Raw genomic sequence first — 15,386 nt, 5'->3', positions numbered from 1 at the left:
TCCTTTCCCCAATCCGCAAGGCGCGGCCCGTCATTGCCGGATCGCCCAGAGTTCCATCGTCAGCCCCGGATAATCGCCGGACACATGCACCGCGACCCCGCCCGAGGTGGTCATCTTGCGCCAATAGGGGCTGTCGCGTTCCAGTTCGAAATAGACGACCCCCGCATGATAGGGCACCTGACGCGGCGCGACCGGCAGCGGGGTCAGCCCGATCCCCGGAAGGGCCGAATTGACGAGCTGGCGGATTTCCTCGACCGGGCCAAGCTTGGCATGGCCCGCGAAATGGCGGCGCACGGTTTCGGGCGGGATATCCGCCTTGACCGCCAGCACGAAACCCGCCGTCGTGATCAGCTTGCGGTCGGCGATGATGCCGACCGAAATGCCGTATTTGCGCGGGTCAAGCGGGATCGACACCGCCGATTGCTCCAGCACCGACGACAGGTATTGCCGCAGCGCGCGGATCAGCGGCGCGAAACTTGCCGACAGGTTGTCATGCACATAGGGCGGAAAGTCCGGCACCGTCTTTTCGGCGGCCATGAAGGTTGCAAGCTCTCCGGCCAATGCGGCGCATTCGCGGAAAGCCGTTGCCGGATGCACGTTTTCAAGCGTCAGCAGATGCCGGATCACGGGCAGGTTGCGGTTCAGCACCATCAGCATCAGGAAGTCGGAGATTTCCGCCACACCCCGCGTCGCTCCGGTTTCGGAAAGCCGCCCCGCAAGGGCCTTTTGCCGATGGGCAAGCAAACCCTCCAGCTCGCGCAGAAAGCCCGAAAGCGTCGGGGCCGCGCGCAGGTCGATACAGGCGGGAATGAAACTGCCGTCCAGAACCACCTGCTTGTCGGGCCGCACCTCGAGGATGCGGGCAATCGGAATGGCCAGCCGGTCCGACAGGTCATCGACCGCCAGCGCGAATTGCAGGCGCAGCTTGCCCACCGCCAGCGTGACGGGCGTGCGGTCGCGGCCCACGGTATCGGTCACCTCGATCTCGGCAGGCCGGAACCGGGTGGCCGACAGTTCCGCCCCCGTCATCTCGACCTCGGGCGCGCCACGGCGGCGGCTGGGCACGGTCAGATAGACCACGCAATCCTTGATCCCTTCGGGCACGATCAGCGATGGCGGATGGTCCTCGGTCGCGGGCACGCGGAACGTGGCGCCATCGGCGGTCAGCCCGGCAACCGCCTTGACCGAGAACTGACCCGATTTCAGCATCTCCTCATCGATCTCGAGGGCGCTCACCCCCCAGAGATAGGGCAACACATGGCGGGCAAGGCCACTGATCTGCGCTTCCACATGGCGGTCGGCCTGCTGGAAATGCTGGGGTTGCAGAAACAGCCCCTCAATCCAAAGAACGCGGCTATCCCAGGACATGGCGGGCCTTTCCGGCGGTGGCGGTTTGCGGCAGGATCATTTCAGTTTTTCCAGTTGTTCCTGATAGGCGCGGGCGAATTCGCGGGCGAAAAGCTCTTGGAAATCGTTCTCGGCCTGATCGGAAATTTCGGCGTAGAGCGCCTCGTAGGTTTCCCAGTATTGCGCCTTGCGGTTCTTCAGCAGTCCCGCAAAGCCGCCCTTGGCGACGATCCGGCTTTCCAGCGCCTTGGGGTCCAGCTTGCCCAGCACCCCTTTCAGCGCCGCCTCCATCCCCGTGACCATCGCCACCTCGTGCGCCTTGATGTCACGCAGGGCTTCGGCCGTCGCGGTCGGCGCGTCGAGGTAGCCACGCGGTGGCGGTTTGACCAGGGCCTCGACGGCCTGCTCCGGCGTCACCGAGAATTTCAGCGGGTTGTTGCGGCCCGCGCTGATCATGGTCTGGTTGATGCGGAACTCGCCCTTGATCGAGGTCCGCGTCATCAGGATCTCGCGCAGGCCTTCGATCATCGCGCGCAAGACACCGCCAAGGCGCGTCATGGTGTCGGGCAGGTCCGCATCCGGCACGGCAAGGCCCTCGACCCCGAGCGCATGAAGGAAGGCGCGGGCCGCATCCTGCGATGCGGCGGGGCCTGTCACGGGCGCGGGGTCGGCAGCCACAGGCGGGGCGCTGACGGGCGGCGCGACAGGGGCTGCCACCGCCGGTGCCTGCGGCGGCGGCGCTGCGGCGGGTTCGGCGACAGGCGCAACAGGTGGGGGCGCAAGCGGCGCGGGGGCCACAGGCGCGGGGGCAAGGTCGGAAAGGAAATCGTCGTCCAGCTCGACAGGAATCGCAGCCGGTGCCACGGGGGCCGCCGCCGCAGGACGCGGGGGCGGCGGGGCCGCAGGCGCGCGCGGCGCGGGTGTCGGGGCGGGCGTCGGCGCCAACAGATCGTCCCAGTCGTCAGGAATGACCGAGGCGGATGCCGCCACGCCGCTCGGCCGGAACGCATCCTGCGCCGATGCCGAATGGTTCGACCGCGACGCCCCGCCAAAGGCGACGGGTGCTGCGGGTGTCAGAAAATCATCATCGTCGGGCAGGGGTGCCAGCGACAGCGGATCGAACGGGTCCTCGCGCTGCACCGCCGCAGGCCCCGCCGGCCGCGCCGCCGCCCCCATCAGATCGTCAAGGAAATCTCCGCCGCGCGACGGATCGTCCAGCAGGTTCGACAGGTCCGGCGCAGCACCCGCATTGCCATGCGACACCGCCACCTCGCCCACGGGCGGGGGCAGATCGGCCAGCGGGTCGAAGCCGCGTGCCTGACTGATCGACACGACAAGTTCATAGGTTCCCATCGACAGCACGTCGCCATCGTTCAGCGGGGTCGTCACCTGACCCAGCGGAACCTTGCCATAGTTCAGAAAGGTCCCGTTCGACGAAAAGTCGATCACCACGATATTGCCGCCATGATCCTCGATCACGCAGTGGCGTTTCGAGATCATCCTGTCGGGGTCGGGCAAGACCAGATCGTTCTCCGGCCCGCGCCCGATGGTCAGGCTTGTGCCGGTCATGCTGACGGGGCGGCCATTGCCGGGAACCGTTCCTGTCGACTGGAAGCGCAGCGTCACGGTCATGGACGCCTCATCCCCCTGTAAAGACGTTGAAAGCGGCGGGCGGCAGGATCACCCCGCCCGAGGCGCAGGGGTCCATGCCGATCCGCGCCGCCGGAAGCTTGCCGATCATCACCGTCATCGACCCCTTGGCGATGGGATGCGGCACGGGTGGCAGGGCGGCGGCGCAAAGATCGGTCGCCCGCGCCGCAGGCAGTTTCAGCACCATCACGTTCAGCGCGCCGGGCGCCGAAACCGGCATGGGCGCGCCCGCCGTGACGGGGCAGATGTGAAGATCGGTCAATCGCGCCTGATTGGGTCCGGGCATGTCAGACTCCTTCCTGCAACTGCGCTTGCGGGGTGATCTGGCCGCTGCCGCCCCGTGCGATGTCGAGGGCGCGGTCCACGACCAGCCTGCAATGGTCCTCGAAATCCGCAGCATGGACCGAAAGCGACAAGATTACCATTTTGATGACCATCGCGGGCAGGGCCTCGGGGGCGACGGGGTATTCCGACATATGGCCCACCCCCAGATTGCCCGCCGAATAGATCGCGGCCATCGCGCACCAGACGCAGTCGTCGTCATTTTCGGCGGTATCGACCGACTTCTGCACCGCGGCGCGGTTCTCTTCGGTCGGGCGGAACACCCATGCCTCGGCGGCCTCGAGCGTGCGCGGCGGCTTCAGCTTGGGATTGGCGGCCAGCAGGTCGCGTCCGGCAAGACAGGCCCACCACACCGCCTCGCGCGGGGGCAGCGCCACGGACAGCAGCTTCAGCGTGTCGGGAAAGGCCGCCTTGGCATCCAGTTCGGCCAGCACGACATCGACCGGCGCGCTGGCCGGAGACTGAAGCTCGGCGTCAAGCTTCAGGTTCGCCATCGCAAGCAGGCGCGCGGCCGGTTGTTGCGGCACTTTCTTCAGGTTCGCGAAGCGGTTTTTCATGTCGCGTTCCATCAGTTTATGTTCACCATCAAGCCCTTGACCACCATCGACAGCCCGCCCGAATGCTCGGCCGCCATCTTGGCGTCGGTCTTGATCGACATCCCTTCGACGGTGACGCCCAGCGGGCTGATCACGATCTGCGAACCGCCGACCTTGAGCGTGATCGAGGCATTGGATTCGATCGTGATCGGGCCTTTCACCTTCCAGTCGGCGGTGCCGGTGGTTTCGGTGGTTTCGGTGCCGGTAATCGATGTCTTCTGGTTGCCGGTCACCGTGATCTCCCGGTTTCCGGTGACGTCCAGTTTCTCGTTTCCACCGACGGTTTCGGTGCTGTCGCCGGTGATGTCCTTCTTGCGGTTCGCGCCGACTTCCTCGGTCTGGTCCTTCGCGATCTTGCGCGTCTCCTTGCCCGCCTCGACGGTAAAGGTATGGTCCCCGGCTTTCAGCGTTTCGGTCAGGTGGTTCTGGATGGTCTGGGTCAGGTTGCCCGCATCCTTCTTTTCAATCCCGATGGTCACCGTCGCGTTGTTCTTGACGATCTGGGTGAAATCCTTCTCGGCCTGCATGCGGACCAGTTCTTCGCCCTTCTTGTCCTCGAACATCAGTTCGTTGAACCCGCCCCCGCCGGCCGAGGTGTTGGTCTTGATGCCCGTCTGCGTCTTGTTGGCCGGAAGATCATAGGGCGGCATGTTGTCGGCATTGTAGAGCATGCCCGTGCAGATCGGCCGGTCGGGGTTGCCGTCCTCGAACTGGATCACGACCTCTTGGCCGATGCGCGGAATCGACACCATGCCCCATTTGTTGCCCACCCAAGGCATGACGCAGCGCACGAAACAGGACGAATGGTCGTCGTTCTTGCCCTCGCGGTCCCAGGGGAACTGCACTTTGATGCGCCCGTACTTGTCGGTAAAGATTTCCTCGCCCTTGGGACCAACGACCTTTGCGATCATGAGTCCCGGAATCTGCGGCCACGGCACCTTGCGTTCGGCGCGGAAAACCGACGTCTTGGGAAGCACCTCGATCTGGCTGCGATAGCGGTCGTAGTTGTCCGGATCGTTCGGCAGGCGCCCGTGAAGCATGCCAAGGGCGTCGACCATTTCCTTGGACTTCGGCTCGATCTGGACCAGATGGCGCGCGCGCGTCACCAGATAGGCGGCGTTTTCCGTTGAACGCGGATGCTGGTCGAGGTCGAAGATGAACCCGACCGCCATCGTCGGCACGTTGCAGACCGCGCGGCGCGACGTGTGGCGGGCGGCGATGGCCTCCATCTGGATGCGTGCAAAAGTATTGCCCGCCTCGGTGTCGCGATACTTTCCGGGGCTGACATAGTGTTCACGGTCCTTGTTGCCATGCGAGCCTTTGGGCTGCGCCGACTTTGTCGTCAGGTCCGACTTCGGGGTTTCGAAATTGTAATCCGACAGCGTCACCTTGCCGGTCGTCACCTGTTCCGACGATATCCAGTCGAAGATATGGTCGACCGTGCGGCGGTAGTTGGGTTCCGGCTCGTAATACTTGATCGTCGCGGCCTCCGGCACCGTGGTATGCCCGCCGATCCCGTCGACGAAGAAGATCTTCTCCTTGCCGTTCTCGCAGTTCGAAAAATAATACATCCCTTCTTCCTCGAGCAGCCGCGAGAGGAAGTCGAAATCGGTCTCGTTGTGCTGGATCGTATAGGGGCGCTTCTTGTATTCGCGGCTTGTCTTGAATTCGAAATCGCTTTGTCCGTAGTCCCCGATGACCCGTTTCACGATGTCCTGAAGCGACAGGTCCTGAAACACCCGGTTGTTCTTGGACAGCGTCAGCAGCCACAGCCATGACCGAAGTTGGACGCTGTAAAGATAAAGCCCCTCGAACATGCCGATATATTCGATCTCAAAGGCAATCCCCCGGAAATCGCGCCATTTTTCCTCGCCGATGGCGACACGCACGGCCAATTCCCGCCCGAGGATCTTCGAGTAATCCAGATCGCGGTCCGATACGGCGAATTCTACGGTGGCCGACATCGGCTCGCTCAGGCCCTCGTCGATCACGGCGCGCGTGAAGTTCGCGCCCTTGATCATCGGCGCGTAAAGCACGACATCGCGGTTCTCGAGGATGAACTGTTTTGCGGTCATGGCGTGCTTCCATCCCCCGGCCGATATGCGATTTCGTGCAGATGTCCGTCACGCTTCAGCCGGTCGACGATGCCCGGATTTATCCCCCAGTTGTCACTTTGCGATCCTGCTTGCGCGATGAACATGCCCATTTCAAAGGCGGACTCGAAGCGGATGCACAGCACGGGCAAGGGGTAGTTCTTTCCCGTCATCAGAATATCGTCGAGATGTTCCTCGCCACGGAACAAGGTATAGGACGTGCCGACCGCCAAAAGCATCGGCAGGTGGCGCGTGTCGTCGGGAAGGGTCACGGTCATAGTCCCTCCAGCAATGCGGCAAGCTCGGCATCAAGACCGTCCTGCCCGGGTTCGGCGGTTCCGGTGTCGGCAAACCCGGCCAAAAGCGCGTCCAGATCGTCGAGGGCCGCCGGCTCTGCCGGAAACTCTTGCGAGACGACCATTTCGGCGGAAGCGGCGGGTGCAGGCGCGTCGGGCGCGGGCGCAGGCGTTTCCGGTGCTGCGGGACCGGGCTGTGCCAGCGTCTGGGGCCGCATCGCGCTGTCGGACCACTGGCCCAGCAGCGGACCGCCGCCAAAGGACTGGAACGAGGCCAGCCGCACCTGATCGCGCCCGCGGATCGACACAAGCGGCATCAGGCCCCGCGCCGCGACGGATTCAAGCCGCGTCAGCGTCAGGTTGCGTTCGGTGCAGGGCAAGGCGACCTGATCGCCATGCCGGTCGGTGATGTAGTGGAACGGCATCTCGCCGATGCTCAGCACCTTTGCCGGATCGCGCCCGCCCTTGGTCCAGCTTTGCGCCAGAAGCACGGCGATCACAGCGGCCGGATGGCCCCAGAGCAGGCTGTTCAACCCCGCAGCCGGATCGAATTCCTCGAAAGCGAAACTGTCGACCGGTTCGGATTTCTTGCCATAGGGACGCCGCAGCATGAAACGCGGCAAGGCAAGCCCCAGCCATTTCGCCTGCGGCAGGGCGCGCAGCCTGTCCCACGCCGCGCGGACAAGCGGATGGCGGTCCTCGGGCGCGACCTCGATCACGGCATTCGACAATCCGGTCACAAAGGGCGCGTCGGCCCAGGCGGCGATTTGCGCCATGCGCGCCAGAAGCGCCGCGTGCGGCGGTGTTTCCTCGAAACCATACAGCCCGAAGATGGCCGAATACCCGCCTGCCCCGCTTTCCGACAGCGGGTTTTCGGCCAAAAGGCGGAACAGGCCTGTCCGCGTCAGGTCCTCTTCGGCAGCCAGATCGGCGGCAAATTCCTCGGCCGAAATGTCATAAAGGGTGATCTGCACCTTGGCATCGGTCTCGATCCGCCGGGCAAGGAAATCGAGCGTGCGCCACGTCACCTCGACCTGCCTGAATTCTGGATGATGCAGCACAAGCCGCATCGCATCGGTCAGGGCGGCATCGACCGCCGCGCGATAGGCGCCCGCTTCGGGGTGCGGCGCGGCCACGACATGCGGAGCCACGGCGCGGGCCAACAGATCGGCCACGGGGGTTTGCGCGGCCCTGCGCGGTTGCGCGACCAGTGCAGCCAGCCCATCGAGCCGTTGGTCCGCCGGAACGGCCCCCCCCGACGACTTGGCGCGCTGCGGCATCAGCCCGGCAGACCCGTCCTGCGCCCAGCCCTGCATCTGGCGGATCGCATGGGCCGCCGCGCTGCCCGACAGGCTTTGCCGCATGGATTTCAGCGCCGAGAACAGCTCGACATTCTCGAACAGCTCGTCCGGATGCAGCGCATCGAGATCACGCAACGCGACCTCGATCGCGGCACCGTCAGCGCCGACCTGAAGGCTCAGGGTGGTGGCGAAACTTTCGATGATGTCATCGAGCCGGTCGATATCCAGCCGGATGGCGCGGCGCGCGGCAATGTCATCTCCGACGCCAAGCCTGCCCGAGGCCGACCGCCCCGAGCAATCGGCCAGAATGGCAATGCGGAACACATCGCGTTTCAGGCGGGCAGGATCGGGCGCAGCAAGCGGCAGGCGGCCAAATTCATCCTGCACGGCGGGGCGGGCCGCCGCGGGGGCCTGCACCGCATCGGCGGGCGCGGGGTCCGGCGGCAGGCCCCCGTCGGTGACCGGATCACCGGCTTCGGCAACCGGCACCGCAGGCGGCAATGCCGCATCCTGCACTGCGCCCATATCTTCCAGAAGGGCTGCAAGGGGGTCGCCTTCGGCCGCGCCCTCGGTCGACGGGCCGTCCTCTGCAAGCCCGACACCCGCCAACAGCGCGTCAAGATCGTCCAGCCCGCTGCCGGCGCTGTCTGCGGCGTCGGCGGGGGCCTGTTGCGTCAGGCCCGCCAGCAGCGCGCCAATGTCGTCGGTTTCCCCGCCCGTGTCCTGCGCCTGCGCCCCCGCACGCGCAAGGGCGCCAAGAACGTCATCGCGCGCGTCGGGCAAATCCGCATCGGGCGGCGGTTCGGCATGAAAGCCAAGGCCCGCCAGCGAAAGCGCGTCGGTCGATGCGACCTCGGGCAGGGCATCGCCGACCGGCGCTTCGCCCAGCGCGCCAAGCAGGGCGTCAAGATCCGTCACCCCGTCGGGGGCCGGTTCATCGGCCAGACCCTGCAAAAGCGCGCCAAGGTCCGGTTCCGGGTCCTGTGCTTCGGCATCGGCCCCAAGCGTTCCGAGAAGCGCTCCAAGCGCATCCGTCGCGTCCTCTGCCGCGGCTGGGCTTTCGGCCGCGACGGTTCCGCGCAGGGCGGCAAGGGCGTCAGACGCGGCATCGGACGCCGCAGGCGCTGCCTCGCCCGCAGCCCGGCGCAGGGCGGCAAACGCCGATTGCAGATCGCCGCCCCCGCTTGACGCGGTGCCCTTGCCGGTGCCGTCCTGCGGCGGGGTTTCATCACTGTTGCGTGTCATTTGAGTTTAAGGTCCGTCATGGCCTGTTTAAGCTGCCGTCTGGCATTGGCGCTTTTGGTTCTGATGTCTTTGGCCTTCTTGTCAGCGCCTTTTAATTTATCCAGATCTTTTATAATATCATGCAGGTTCTTGGCCGAAACCGTCTTGTTGCCAAGTTCCGATTTGATCGCACCGGCCTCGCGCTCAAATTCCTTGTATTCCGAAAGATAGTCTTCGAACGTCGAAACGTCCGACTTCACGCTTTCGATTATGGCAACGATCCTCGCTTCAAGATCCTTCTTGTTCTTGATCTGTTTCACAGCCGAGATCACGCCCTGAATCGACTGGTCTGCCGCCTTGGTCGATTTGGTGAACGCGGCCATGATCTTCTCGTATTCCCGAATGGCCTTGGACGAAACCAACCTGTCGAGCGTGACTTCCTCGTCTCCTATGGCCTTTGCGAAGGTCTCGACGAATGACTTCAACGCATCGGCAGCTTTTGTAATTGCATCCTCGGAAACATCGGCGGCGATCTTCTTCAGCGCATCCGTCATGCTCTTTGCGGTGGCCTTGTTGGCACCGCCGTCGCCTTTCAATTCATCCAGACCCCGGGATATCTTTTTATCAAGCTTCTGCTTGAAATCGGCGATGACATCCTTGACCAGTTCCGAAAGCGGTTCGCCTTTCTTTTGCGAGTTCTTGACCGCATCGGCAAGTGCGACACTCAGCACCTGAAGATCATAGCGGACAAAGGCCGTAAGTGCCTCGAACAGCTCCTTATCGTCCCACTTGCGTTCGTTAAGTTCGACCGAGTCCTCATAATAATAAGCCAACACCAGCGGTCGGCATTTCGGGTCATTTTCAAGTGCCTTCTTCGTCTCCCTCGACGTTTCCGCGAGGGGGTTTATCCGAAAGCTGATCTTGAAAAGCTTCATCCCCTTTCCCCCTCAATCGAAGCCGTACGAGAAGCCGCCGTCGGCAACATCGATGGCGACCTGCTTGACCTCGGTGCCGGCCATCATGCGGCGCAGGAATTCGCCCGAGACATCCGGCAGCATGGAATTGGTCACGATGGCGTCGATCATGCGCCCGCCGCTTTCGACCTCTTGGCAGCGGCTCACGATCAGGTCGACGACCGCGTCGGAATAGGTAAAGGGCACGCCATGCGCCGCTTCGACCCGCTTCTTGATACGGTTCAGTTGCAGGCGGGTGATCTTGCCCACCATCTCGGGCGACAGCGGATAATACGGGATCACGACCAGACGCCCCAGCAGCGCGGGCGGAAAGATCTTGAGCAGCGGTTCGCGCAGCGCCTTTGCCATGCCTTCGGGGTCCGGCATCAGGTCGGGGTCGGAACACATGTCCATGATCATGTCGGTTCCGGCATTGGTGGTCAGCAGGATCAGCGTGTTGCGGAAATCGATCTGCCGCCCCTCGCCATCCTCCATCAGCCCTTTGTCGAACACCTGAAAGAACAGCTCATGCACATCGGGGTGTGCCTTTTCCACCTCGTCCAGCAAGACGACCGAATAGGGTTTGCGGCGCACAGCCTCGGTCAGCACCCCGCCCTCGCCATAGCCGACATAGCCCGGAGGTGCGCCCTTGAGCGACGAGACGGTATGCGCCTCCTGATATTCGCTCATGTTGATGGTGATGCAGTTCTGCTCGCCGCCATAAAGCAGCTCGGCAAGGGCAAGCGCGGTTTCCGTCTTTCCCACGCCCGAGGTTCCGGCCAGCATGAAAACCCCGATGGGCTTTGACGGGTTGTCCAGCCCCGCGCGGCTGGTCTGGATCCGCTTTGCGATCATCTTCATCGCATGGTCCTGACCGATGACCCGCTTGGCGAGATATTCGTCCAGATGCAGCACGGTGCCGATCTCGTCCTTGACCATGCGGCCCACGGGAATGCCGGTCCAGTCGCCCACCACGCTTGCCACGGCCTGGGCATCGACAATTGGCAGGATCAGCGGGCTTTCACCCTGCAACGCGACAAGTTCGGCGTTCTTGGCCTTCAACTCGGCCAGCAGGGCGGCGCGGTCCTCGGGTGACAGCGGGCTTTGCGGCGCGTCGACCGTGTCCACGGGGGCGGCACCTTCGCGCAGCTTGGCCCGCAGCGACAGGATTTCCTCGACCACCTTCTTCTCGCCCTCCCAACGGGCGGTCAGTTCCGCAAGGCGCAGCTCCTCGTCGGCCTTGGCATGGGTGACCGCATCGCGTCGGTCGCCCACATCATAGCCCGCGGTTTCATCGCGCCCGATGATCTCGAGTTCCGTTTCCAGCGCCGAGATGCGGCGGCGGCTGTCGTCCACCTCGGCGGGCACGGCATATTGGCTGACAGCCACCCGCGCGCAGGCGGTGTCCAGAACGGAAACCGATTTGTCGGGCAATTGCCGCGCCGGGATATAGCGCGCCGACAGGTTCACGGCGGCCTCGATCCCCTCGTCCAGCACCTGCACCTTGTGGTGGCGCTCAAGCATCGAGGCGATGCCGCGCATCATCATGATCGCCTTGGCCGGGCTGGGTTCCTCGACAACGACGGTCTGGAAACGGCGGGTCAGGGCGGGGTCTTTTTCGATATGGCGCTTGTATTCGGCCCAGGTCGTCGCCCCGATGGTGCGCAGCGTGCCCCGCGCCAGCGCCGGTTTCAGCAGGTTCGCCGCATCGCCCGTTCCCGCCGCCCCGCCCGCCCCGACAAGGGTGTGGGTCTCGTCGATGAACATGATCACCGGCGTCGTGCTTGCCTGCACCTCGTCGATGACCGACCGCAGGCGGTTCTCGAATTCCCCCTTCATCGACGCGCCGGCCTGCAACAGACCCACGTCCAGCACAAGGATACGCGCATCGGCCAAGGCGGGCGGCACGTCACCCCGCGCGATCCGCAGGGCAAAGCCTTCGACGACGGCGGTCTTACCCACCCCCGCCTCGCCGGTCAGGATGGGGTTGTTCTGGCGGCGGCGCATCAGAACGTCGATAACCTGCCGGATTTCCTCGTCCCGTCCCACGATCGGGTCGATCTTGCCGTCGCGGGCCTGCTGGGTCAGGTCGGTGCAGAACTGCTTGAGCGCCTCTTCCTTGCCCATCTGCGCCGGAGCCATCGCGCCCGACCCTTCGCCCACACCGGCCCCCGAATGGCCGCTGCCATCCTGCGGGGCCTGCCCGTCCTCGGGGCTGCCATTCACCGCCGCGTCGAAGTTTTCGGCCAGATCATCGGGCTTGATGCGGCGGAACTCGTCGGCGATGCCGAACAGCACCGGTTGCAGGCTTTGTGTCTTGAGCATCGCAAGGACCAGATGCCCGCTGCGCACCTGCGCCGAACCATATTTCAGCGAGGCATAGACCCACGCACGTTCCAGCACGGTATCCACATGCGCGGAAATGTCCGAAATGCTGCTCGCCCCGCGCGGCAGCGCATCGAGGGCGCGGGTGATCTGCTGCGCCAGCTTGGCGGGATCCAGCCCGTAGAACTGGATCAGGCGGTGAAGGTCGCTGTCTTGCCCCTGCAAGATCTGGTGGAACCAATGCACCACCTCGACATAGGGGTTGCCGCGCAACTTGCAGAACACCGCCGCGCTTTCGATGGCTTGATAGCCAAGCCTGTTCAATTTGCCGAACAATGCAACGCGGCTGATCTCGGTCATGTCATGCGTCCTTTTTTCTGCGTCGTTGCGGTCGGCTTGGCGGGCGACCGGTTCAAGAGGGCAGGATTGAGGTGAAGCGAGTCGGCATCCCGGTCTGCCGGACGGCGGCCGATCCAAGTGGTCTGGCCAAGGGTGGCACCCTTTCCCAAAATGGGCTTGGGCACGCTGCGCGCGGCCAGAACAAGGTTCAGCTCCCACTCGAACTGCTCGCCAACGTAATTCCTGACGATGGCATCGACCTGCGCCAGCCCGCGCCCGCCCGGCAACAGGCTGCGGTATTCTGCCAGACCCAGCGGCCCGATCCGCAGGCGGAATTTCGATGTCCGGCTCCAGACACGGGTGCCGATGCTGGTCGACCGGCCAAGCGCGGTGCGGCGGCCCAGTTGCCATTGGTCGCCCGGTTCCAGCGGAAGCCACGATCCGATGAACTGCTCAAGCCTGACGGGCGCGCGGACAAAGGACGCAACGATAGAGACAAGGCCCTCGGCATGTTTCGGACCCGATCCGAGAAATCCGCCGAAATGGCGTTTGGCCAGATCGGGCATCGCGTCGCGCTCTTGCAGGCCGCGCCCCATATAGCCCGACAGCGCCGCGACCTTGCGCTCGAATGCGGCATCCTTGCCCCTGTCGAAACTGGGGGCGGGCTGGCCTTGGACCCAAGCGCGGTAAAACAGCGTCGCAAAGCGGTGGGTCAGCATATCGGCAAAGCCGACAAGCGTTCCGTCGGCGTGGTTGCGCAAGCGGTCGCGGGCATATTCGGTCAGATGCAGCGGCAAGGGGCCGTGCGGTCCGAACAGGCCGAAGAAGCGGTTCGAAAGCCGCCCCGGCTTGCCCGCCTGCGGCATCGAGAATTCGGCGATGGTCGAGGTGGGAAACGCCATTTCCGGCAATTGCCCGATACGGATCGGGTCCTCGGACGGACGCCGCGCCTCGCCGAAACGGGGGGCATCCGCGAAATGCGCTTCGAGCAGGCGAAAGGCCTGCAACACATGGGTGCGTTCCGGCGCCGTCAGGAATTCGTCGAAAGCGCGCGTCATAGCATACGGTCCAGACCGGGTTGCGGAGACCATCGCGCAATCTCGCCGCGCTGCGTCGTATGCAGGACGGTTTCGGTAAAGCTGTTGATCATCACATATTTGCGGAAGAACCGTTCAAGCACGGCGCCCAGCCCGTAGACACTCGTGCCCTCGAAATAGCTTTCGTCGAAGGTCAGCGTCACTTCGATCCCGCGCACCGCCGTCGACAGGACGCCGTCGCTCATCCGGCGCACGATCGGTCGCGTGGTGACCGAGACAAGACCCTCGATCTGCTTTTCCGTGATCCGGTCGGACTGCGGCGCATAGATCCCGATGATCTCGCGCAGCGCCGCGGCACCGCTTTCGCCATCGGTGATCGACAGGTAGTTCAGGCTCAGATGGCTGATAAGCCGCCAGCTTGCATCGCCTTGGGCCAAGGTGGGACGCGGCTTGGTCGCGGCGATCAGCGTGCGGATCGACGCGACCGGCCCGCCATCGGGAAGATGGAAGATATCGCTCGCCGTTCCGGGCAGCAAAAGCGGCAGGTCGCGGTTGGAACACAGCGCCGTCACGGAAACCTGTTCAAGGTTCTCGCCATAGGGGGCCTGTCGCGCATCGACCAGCGTCAGGAACGTCTCTGAACCGAGATAGGTCGTCCGCACCCCCCGCAGCCGCTCGTTCTCGCTGCGTTGGCGCATACGGCGCGACAGCGTGTAATAGGCGCTGTGGGTGTTGCCCGCCGCCGTCAGATCGGTCGGCGAATAAAAGGGCAGGAACTCCACCTCGTCCTGACCCGAATCCCCGACGCCGATGACGCGCTCGATGGCGCAGACCTCGTAATCCAGCGGTGCGGTCCGGTCCGGCAGCACGATCAGTTCGAAATCGCGCCCCGAAATCACGATCCGGTCGCAGCGCTTGGTGAACAGGTTCACCGCGGGGCTGGCGTTCAGCGCGAAAGCGGCAGGCGTGACGGCAGCGGCAAGGTTCGGGCGGCCATTGCGCAGCAGGATGTAGATATCGACATCACGCCCCGCCGCCCGGCCGATCCCGGGGCCAAGACCCTGCAATTCCACGAAATGGAACCGTTCGGGCAGGGCGAAATATTCCTGAAGCAGCCTGTAGCCGTCAAAGGACCGGCGCGGCAGCGGAAGCAGGCTGTCCTCCGGCTCGAGACCGCGCGGAACCGCAGCCCCCTTGACCAGCGGCGTCACCCAATCGGCGCGCCGGTCGGTCGAGCGCGCATAAAGGGCCGCCACATCGGTGCTGAACAGTTCATGCAGCGACCAGTTCGCCCCCGAGGCCGCCGGAAAGAAAAGCATCAGCTTGTCAAGGTCGAGCCCGCTGATCGGGGCATCGTCGGTCCTGCGCAAACGCAGGCGGATCGCCCCGCGCGCCTCGACATCGCGCCCCATCCCCGCCGCGACAAGCTCGCCCCGCCCGTCGATGTATTCGGCTTCGCTGATCTCGATCGGCCAAAGCGTGCAATCCTGCGAGGTGCGGAACAGGCAGGCGGTCTGTTCCCCTTCCAGAAGCGCCGACCGCAATGCCGTGCCGCGCGGCAGGGTAAAGCCGTTGCTCAACCCCGGATCGGGAACGAATTGCACCACGGTCATCGACGGCGTCGGGGCCAGATAATGCGGATAGACGATTTCAAGCAGATGGCTGGTAAAGGCCGGAAACTGAAGCTCCAGTTCCAGCTGCACCCGTGCCGACAGAAAGGCCGCCCCTTCTAGCAGACGCTCCACATAGGGGTCCTGAACCTCGGTCGCATTCATCCCGAGACGCCCGGCCACCTTCGGAAACGCTTCGGCGAATTCCGCGCCCATCTCGCGCAGATAGGCAAGTTCCTGATCGTAATGCTTGAGCAGTCGCGTATCCATCTG

At 64.2% G+C, this 15,386-nt stretch carries 11 protein-coding genes; all 11 read right to left on the bottom strand.

Features of this window, described 5'->3' with window-relative positions; translation table 11 throughout:
- Positions 1–30: 30 nt before the first annotated feature.
- From tssK to tssF, 11 genes are read right to left on the bottom strand one after another with little or no spacing between them, the layout of a single operon-like run.
- Positions 31–1,368, bottom strand: a complete 1,338-nt coding sequence (gene tssK, locus H7F16_RS13100) for a type VI secretion system baseplate subunit TssK (RefSeq protein ID WP_185798047.1) — start codon at positions 1,366–1,368, stop codon at positions 31–33.
- 36 nt (positions 1,369–1,404) lie between these two features.
- On the bottom strand, positions 1,405–2,979 hold the full coding sequence (gene tagH, locus H7F16_RS13095; protein ID WP_185798046.1) for a type VI secretion system-associated FHA domain protein TagH: 1,575 nt from the start codon (positions 2,977–2,979) through the stop codon (positions 1,405–1,407).
- A gap of 7 nt (positions 2,980–2,986) precedes the next feature.
- Entirely contained in the window at positions 2,987–3,283 is a 297-nt protein-coding gene (locus H7F16_RS13090; protein ID WP_185798045.1) for a PAAR domain-containing protein, read from the bottom strand.
- Position 3,284: 1 nt separating this feature from the next.
- On the bottom strand, positions 3,285–3,896 hold the full coding sequence (locus H7F16_RS13085) for a DUF6931 family protein (protein WP_185798044.1): 612 nt from the start codon (positions 3,894–3,896) through the stop codon (positions 3,285–3,287).
- A gap of 11 nt (positions 3,897–3,907) precedes the next feature.
- Positions 3,908–6,010 (bottom strand): type VI secretion system Vgr family protein, encoded by a 2,103-nt coding sequence (locus H7F16_RS13080; RefSeq protein ID WP_185798043.1) that lies wholly within the window; start codon positions 6,008–6,010, stop codon positions 3,908–3,910.
- On the bottom strand, positions 6,007–6,300 hold the full coding sequence (locus H7F16_RS13075) for a hypothetical protein (RefSeq protein ID WP_185798042.1): 294 nt from the start codon (positions 6,298–6,300) through the stop codon (positions 6,007–6,009). The genes H7F16_RS13080 and H7F16_RS13075 overlap by 4 nt, the downstream gene beginning before the upstream one ends.
- A gap of 2 nt (positions 6,301–6,302) precedes the next feature.
- Positions 6,303–8,870 carry a type VI secretion system contractile sheath domain-containing protein gene (locus tag H7F16_RS13070; RefSeq protein ID WP_185798041.1) on the bottom strand — a complete coding sequence of 856 codons (2,568 nt, stop codon included), beginning with the start codon at positions 8,868–8,870 and terminating at the stop codon, positions 6,303–6,305.
- The gene (locus H7F16_RS13065) at positions 8,867–9,784 is read right to left on the bottom strand and encodes a hypothetical protein (RefSeq protein WP_185798040.1); all 918 of its coding nucleotides are present in this window, start codon (positions 9,782–9,784) and stop codon (positions 8,867–8,869) included. The genes H7F16_RS13070 and H7F16_RS13065 overlap by 4 nt, the downstream gene beginning before the upstream one ends.
- 12 nt (positions 9,785–9,796) lie before the next feature.
- Positions 9,797–12,487, bottom strand: coding sequence for a type VI secretion system ATPase TssH (gene tssH / locus H7F16_RS13060; RefSeq protein ID WP_185798039.1), 2,691 nt, complete (start codon positions 12,485–12,487; stop codon positions 9,797–9,799).
- Positions 12,484–13,524, bottom strand: a complete 1,041-nt coding sequence (gene tssG / locus H7F16_RS13055; protein ID WP_241741429.1) for a type VI secretion system baseplate subunit TssG — start codon at positions 13,522–13,524, stop codon at positions 12,484–12,486. Before tssG ends, tssH begins: the two co-directional genes overlap by 4 nt.
- A complete protein-coding gene (tssF, locus tag H7F16_RS13050; protein WP_185798037.1) occupies positions 13,521–15,383 on the bottom strand; it encodes a type VI secretion system baseplate subunit TssF in 1,863 nt (620 codons plus the stop codon). The genes tssG and tssF overlap by 4 nt, the downstream gene beginning before the upstream one ends.
- Positions 15,384–15,386: the final 3 nt, after the last annotated feature.

Origin of the sequence: Paragemmobacter straminiformis, assembly GCF_014243445.1 — a bacterium.
Taxonomy (GTDB): Bacteria; Pseudomonadota; Alphaproteobacteria; order Rhodobacterales; family Rhodobacteraceae; genus Paragemmobacter; species Paragemmobacter straminiformis.
The sequence above is the reverse complement of the archived record's forward strand: the minus strand, read 5'-3'. Positions and strand labels throughout refer to the sequence as shown.

What these genes read in the sequence shown, in the direction of transcription:
- tssK (WP_185798047.1), bottom strand. Translation starts at nt 1,368, where the DNA reads ATGTCCTGGGATAGCCGCGTTCTTTGGATTGAGGGGCTGTTTCTGCAA.
- tagH (WP_185798046.1), bottom strand. Translation starts at nt 2,979, where the DNA reads ATGACCGTGACGCTGCGCTTCCAGTCGACAGGAACGGTTCCCGGCAAT.
- H7F16_RS13090 (WP_185798045.1), bottom strand. Translation starts at nt 3,283, where the DNA reads ATGCCCGGACCCAATCAGGCGCGATTGACCGATCTTCACATCTGCCCC.
- H7F16_RS13085 (WP_185798044.1), bottom strand. Translation starts at nt 3,896, where the DNA reads ATGAAAAACCGCTTCGCGAACCTGAAGAAAGTGCCGCAACAACCGGCC.
- H7F16_RS13080 (WP_185798043.1), bottom strand. Translation starts at nt 6,010, where the DNA reads ATGACCGCAAAACAGTTCATCCTCGAGAACCGCGATGTCGTGCTTTAC.
- H7F16_RS13070 (WP_185798041.1), bottom strand. Translation starts at nt 8,870, where the DNA reads ATGACACGCAACAGTGATGAAACCCCGCCGCAGGACGGCACCGGCAAG.
- H7F16_RS13065 (WP_185798040.1), bottom strand. Translation starts at nt 9,784, where the DNA reads ATGAAGCTTTTCAAGATCAGCTTTCGGATAAACCCCCTCGCGGAAACG.
- tssH (WP_185798039.1), bottom strand. Translation starts at nt 12,487, where the DNA reads ATGACCGAGATCAGCCGCGTTGCATTGTTCGGCAAATTGAACAGGCTT.
- tssG (WP_241741429.1), bottom strand. Translation starts at nt 13,524, where the DNA reads ATGACGCGCGCTTTCGACGAATTCCTGACGGCGCCGGAACGCACCCAT.
- tssF (WP_185798037.1), bottom strand. Translation starts at nt 15,383, where the DNA reads ATGGATACGCGACTGCTCAAGCATTACGATCAGGAACTTGCCTATCTG.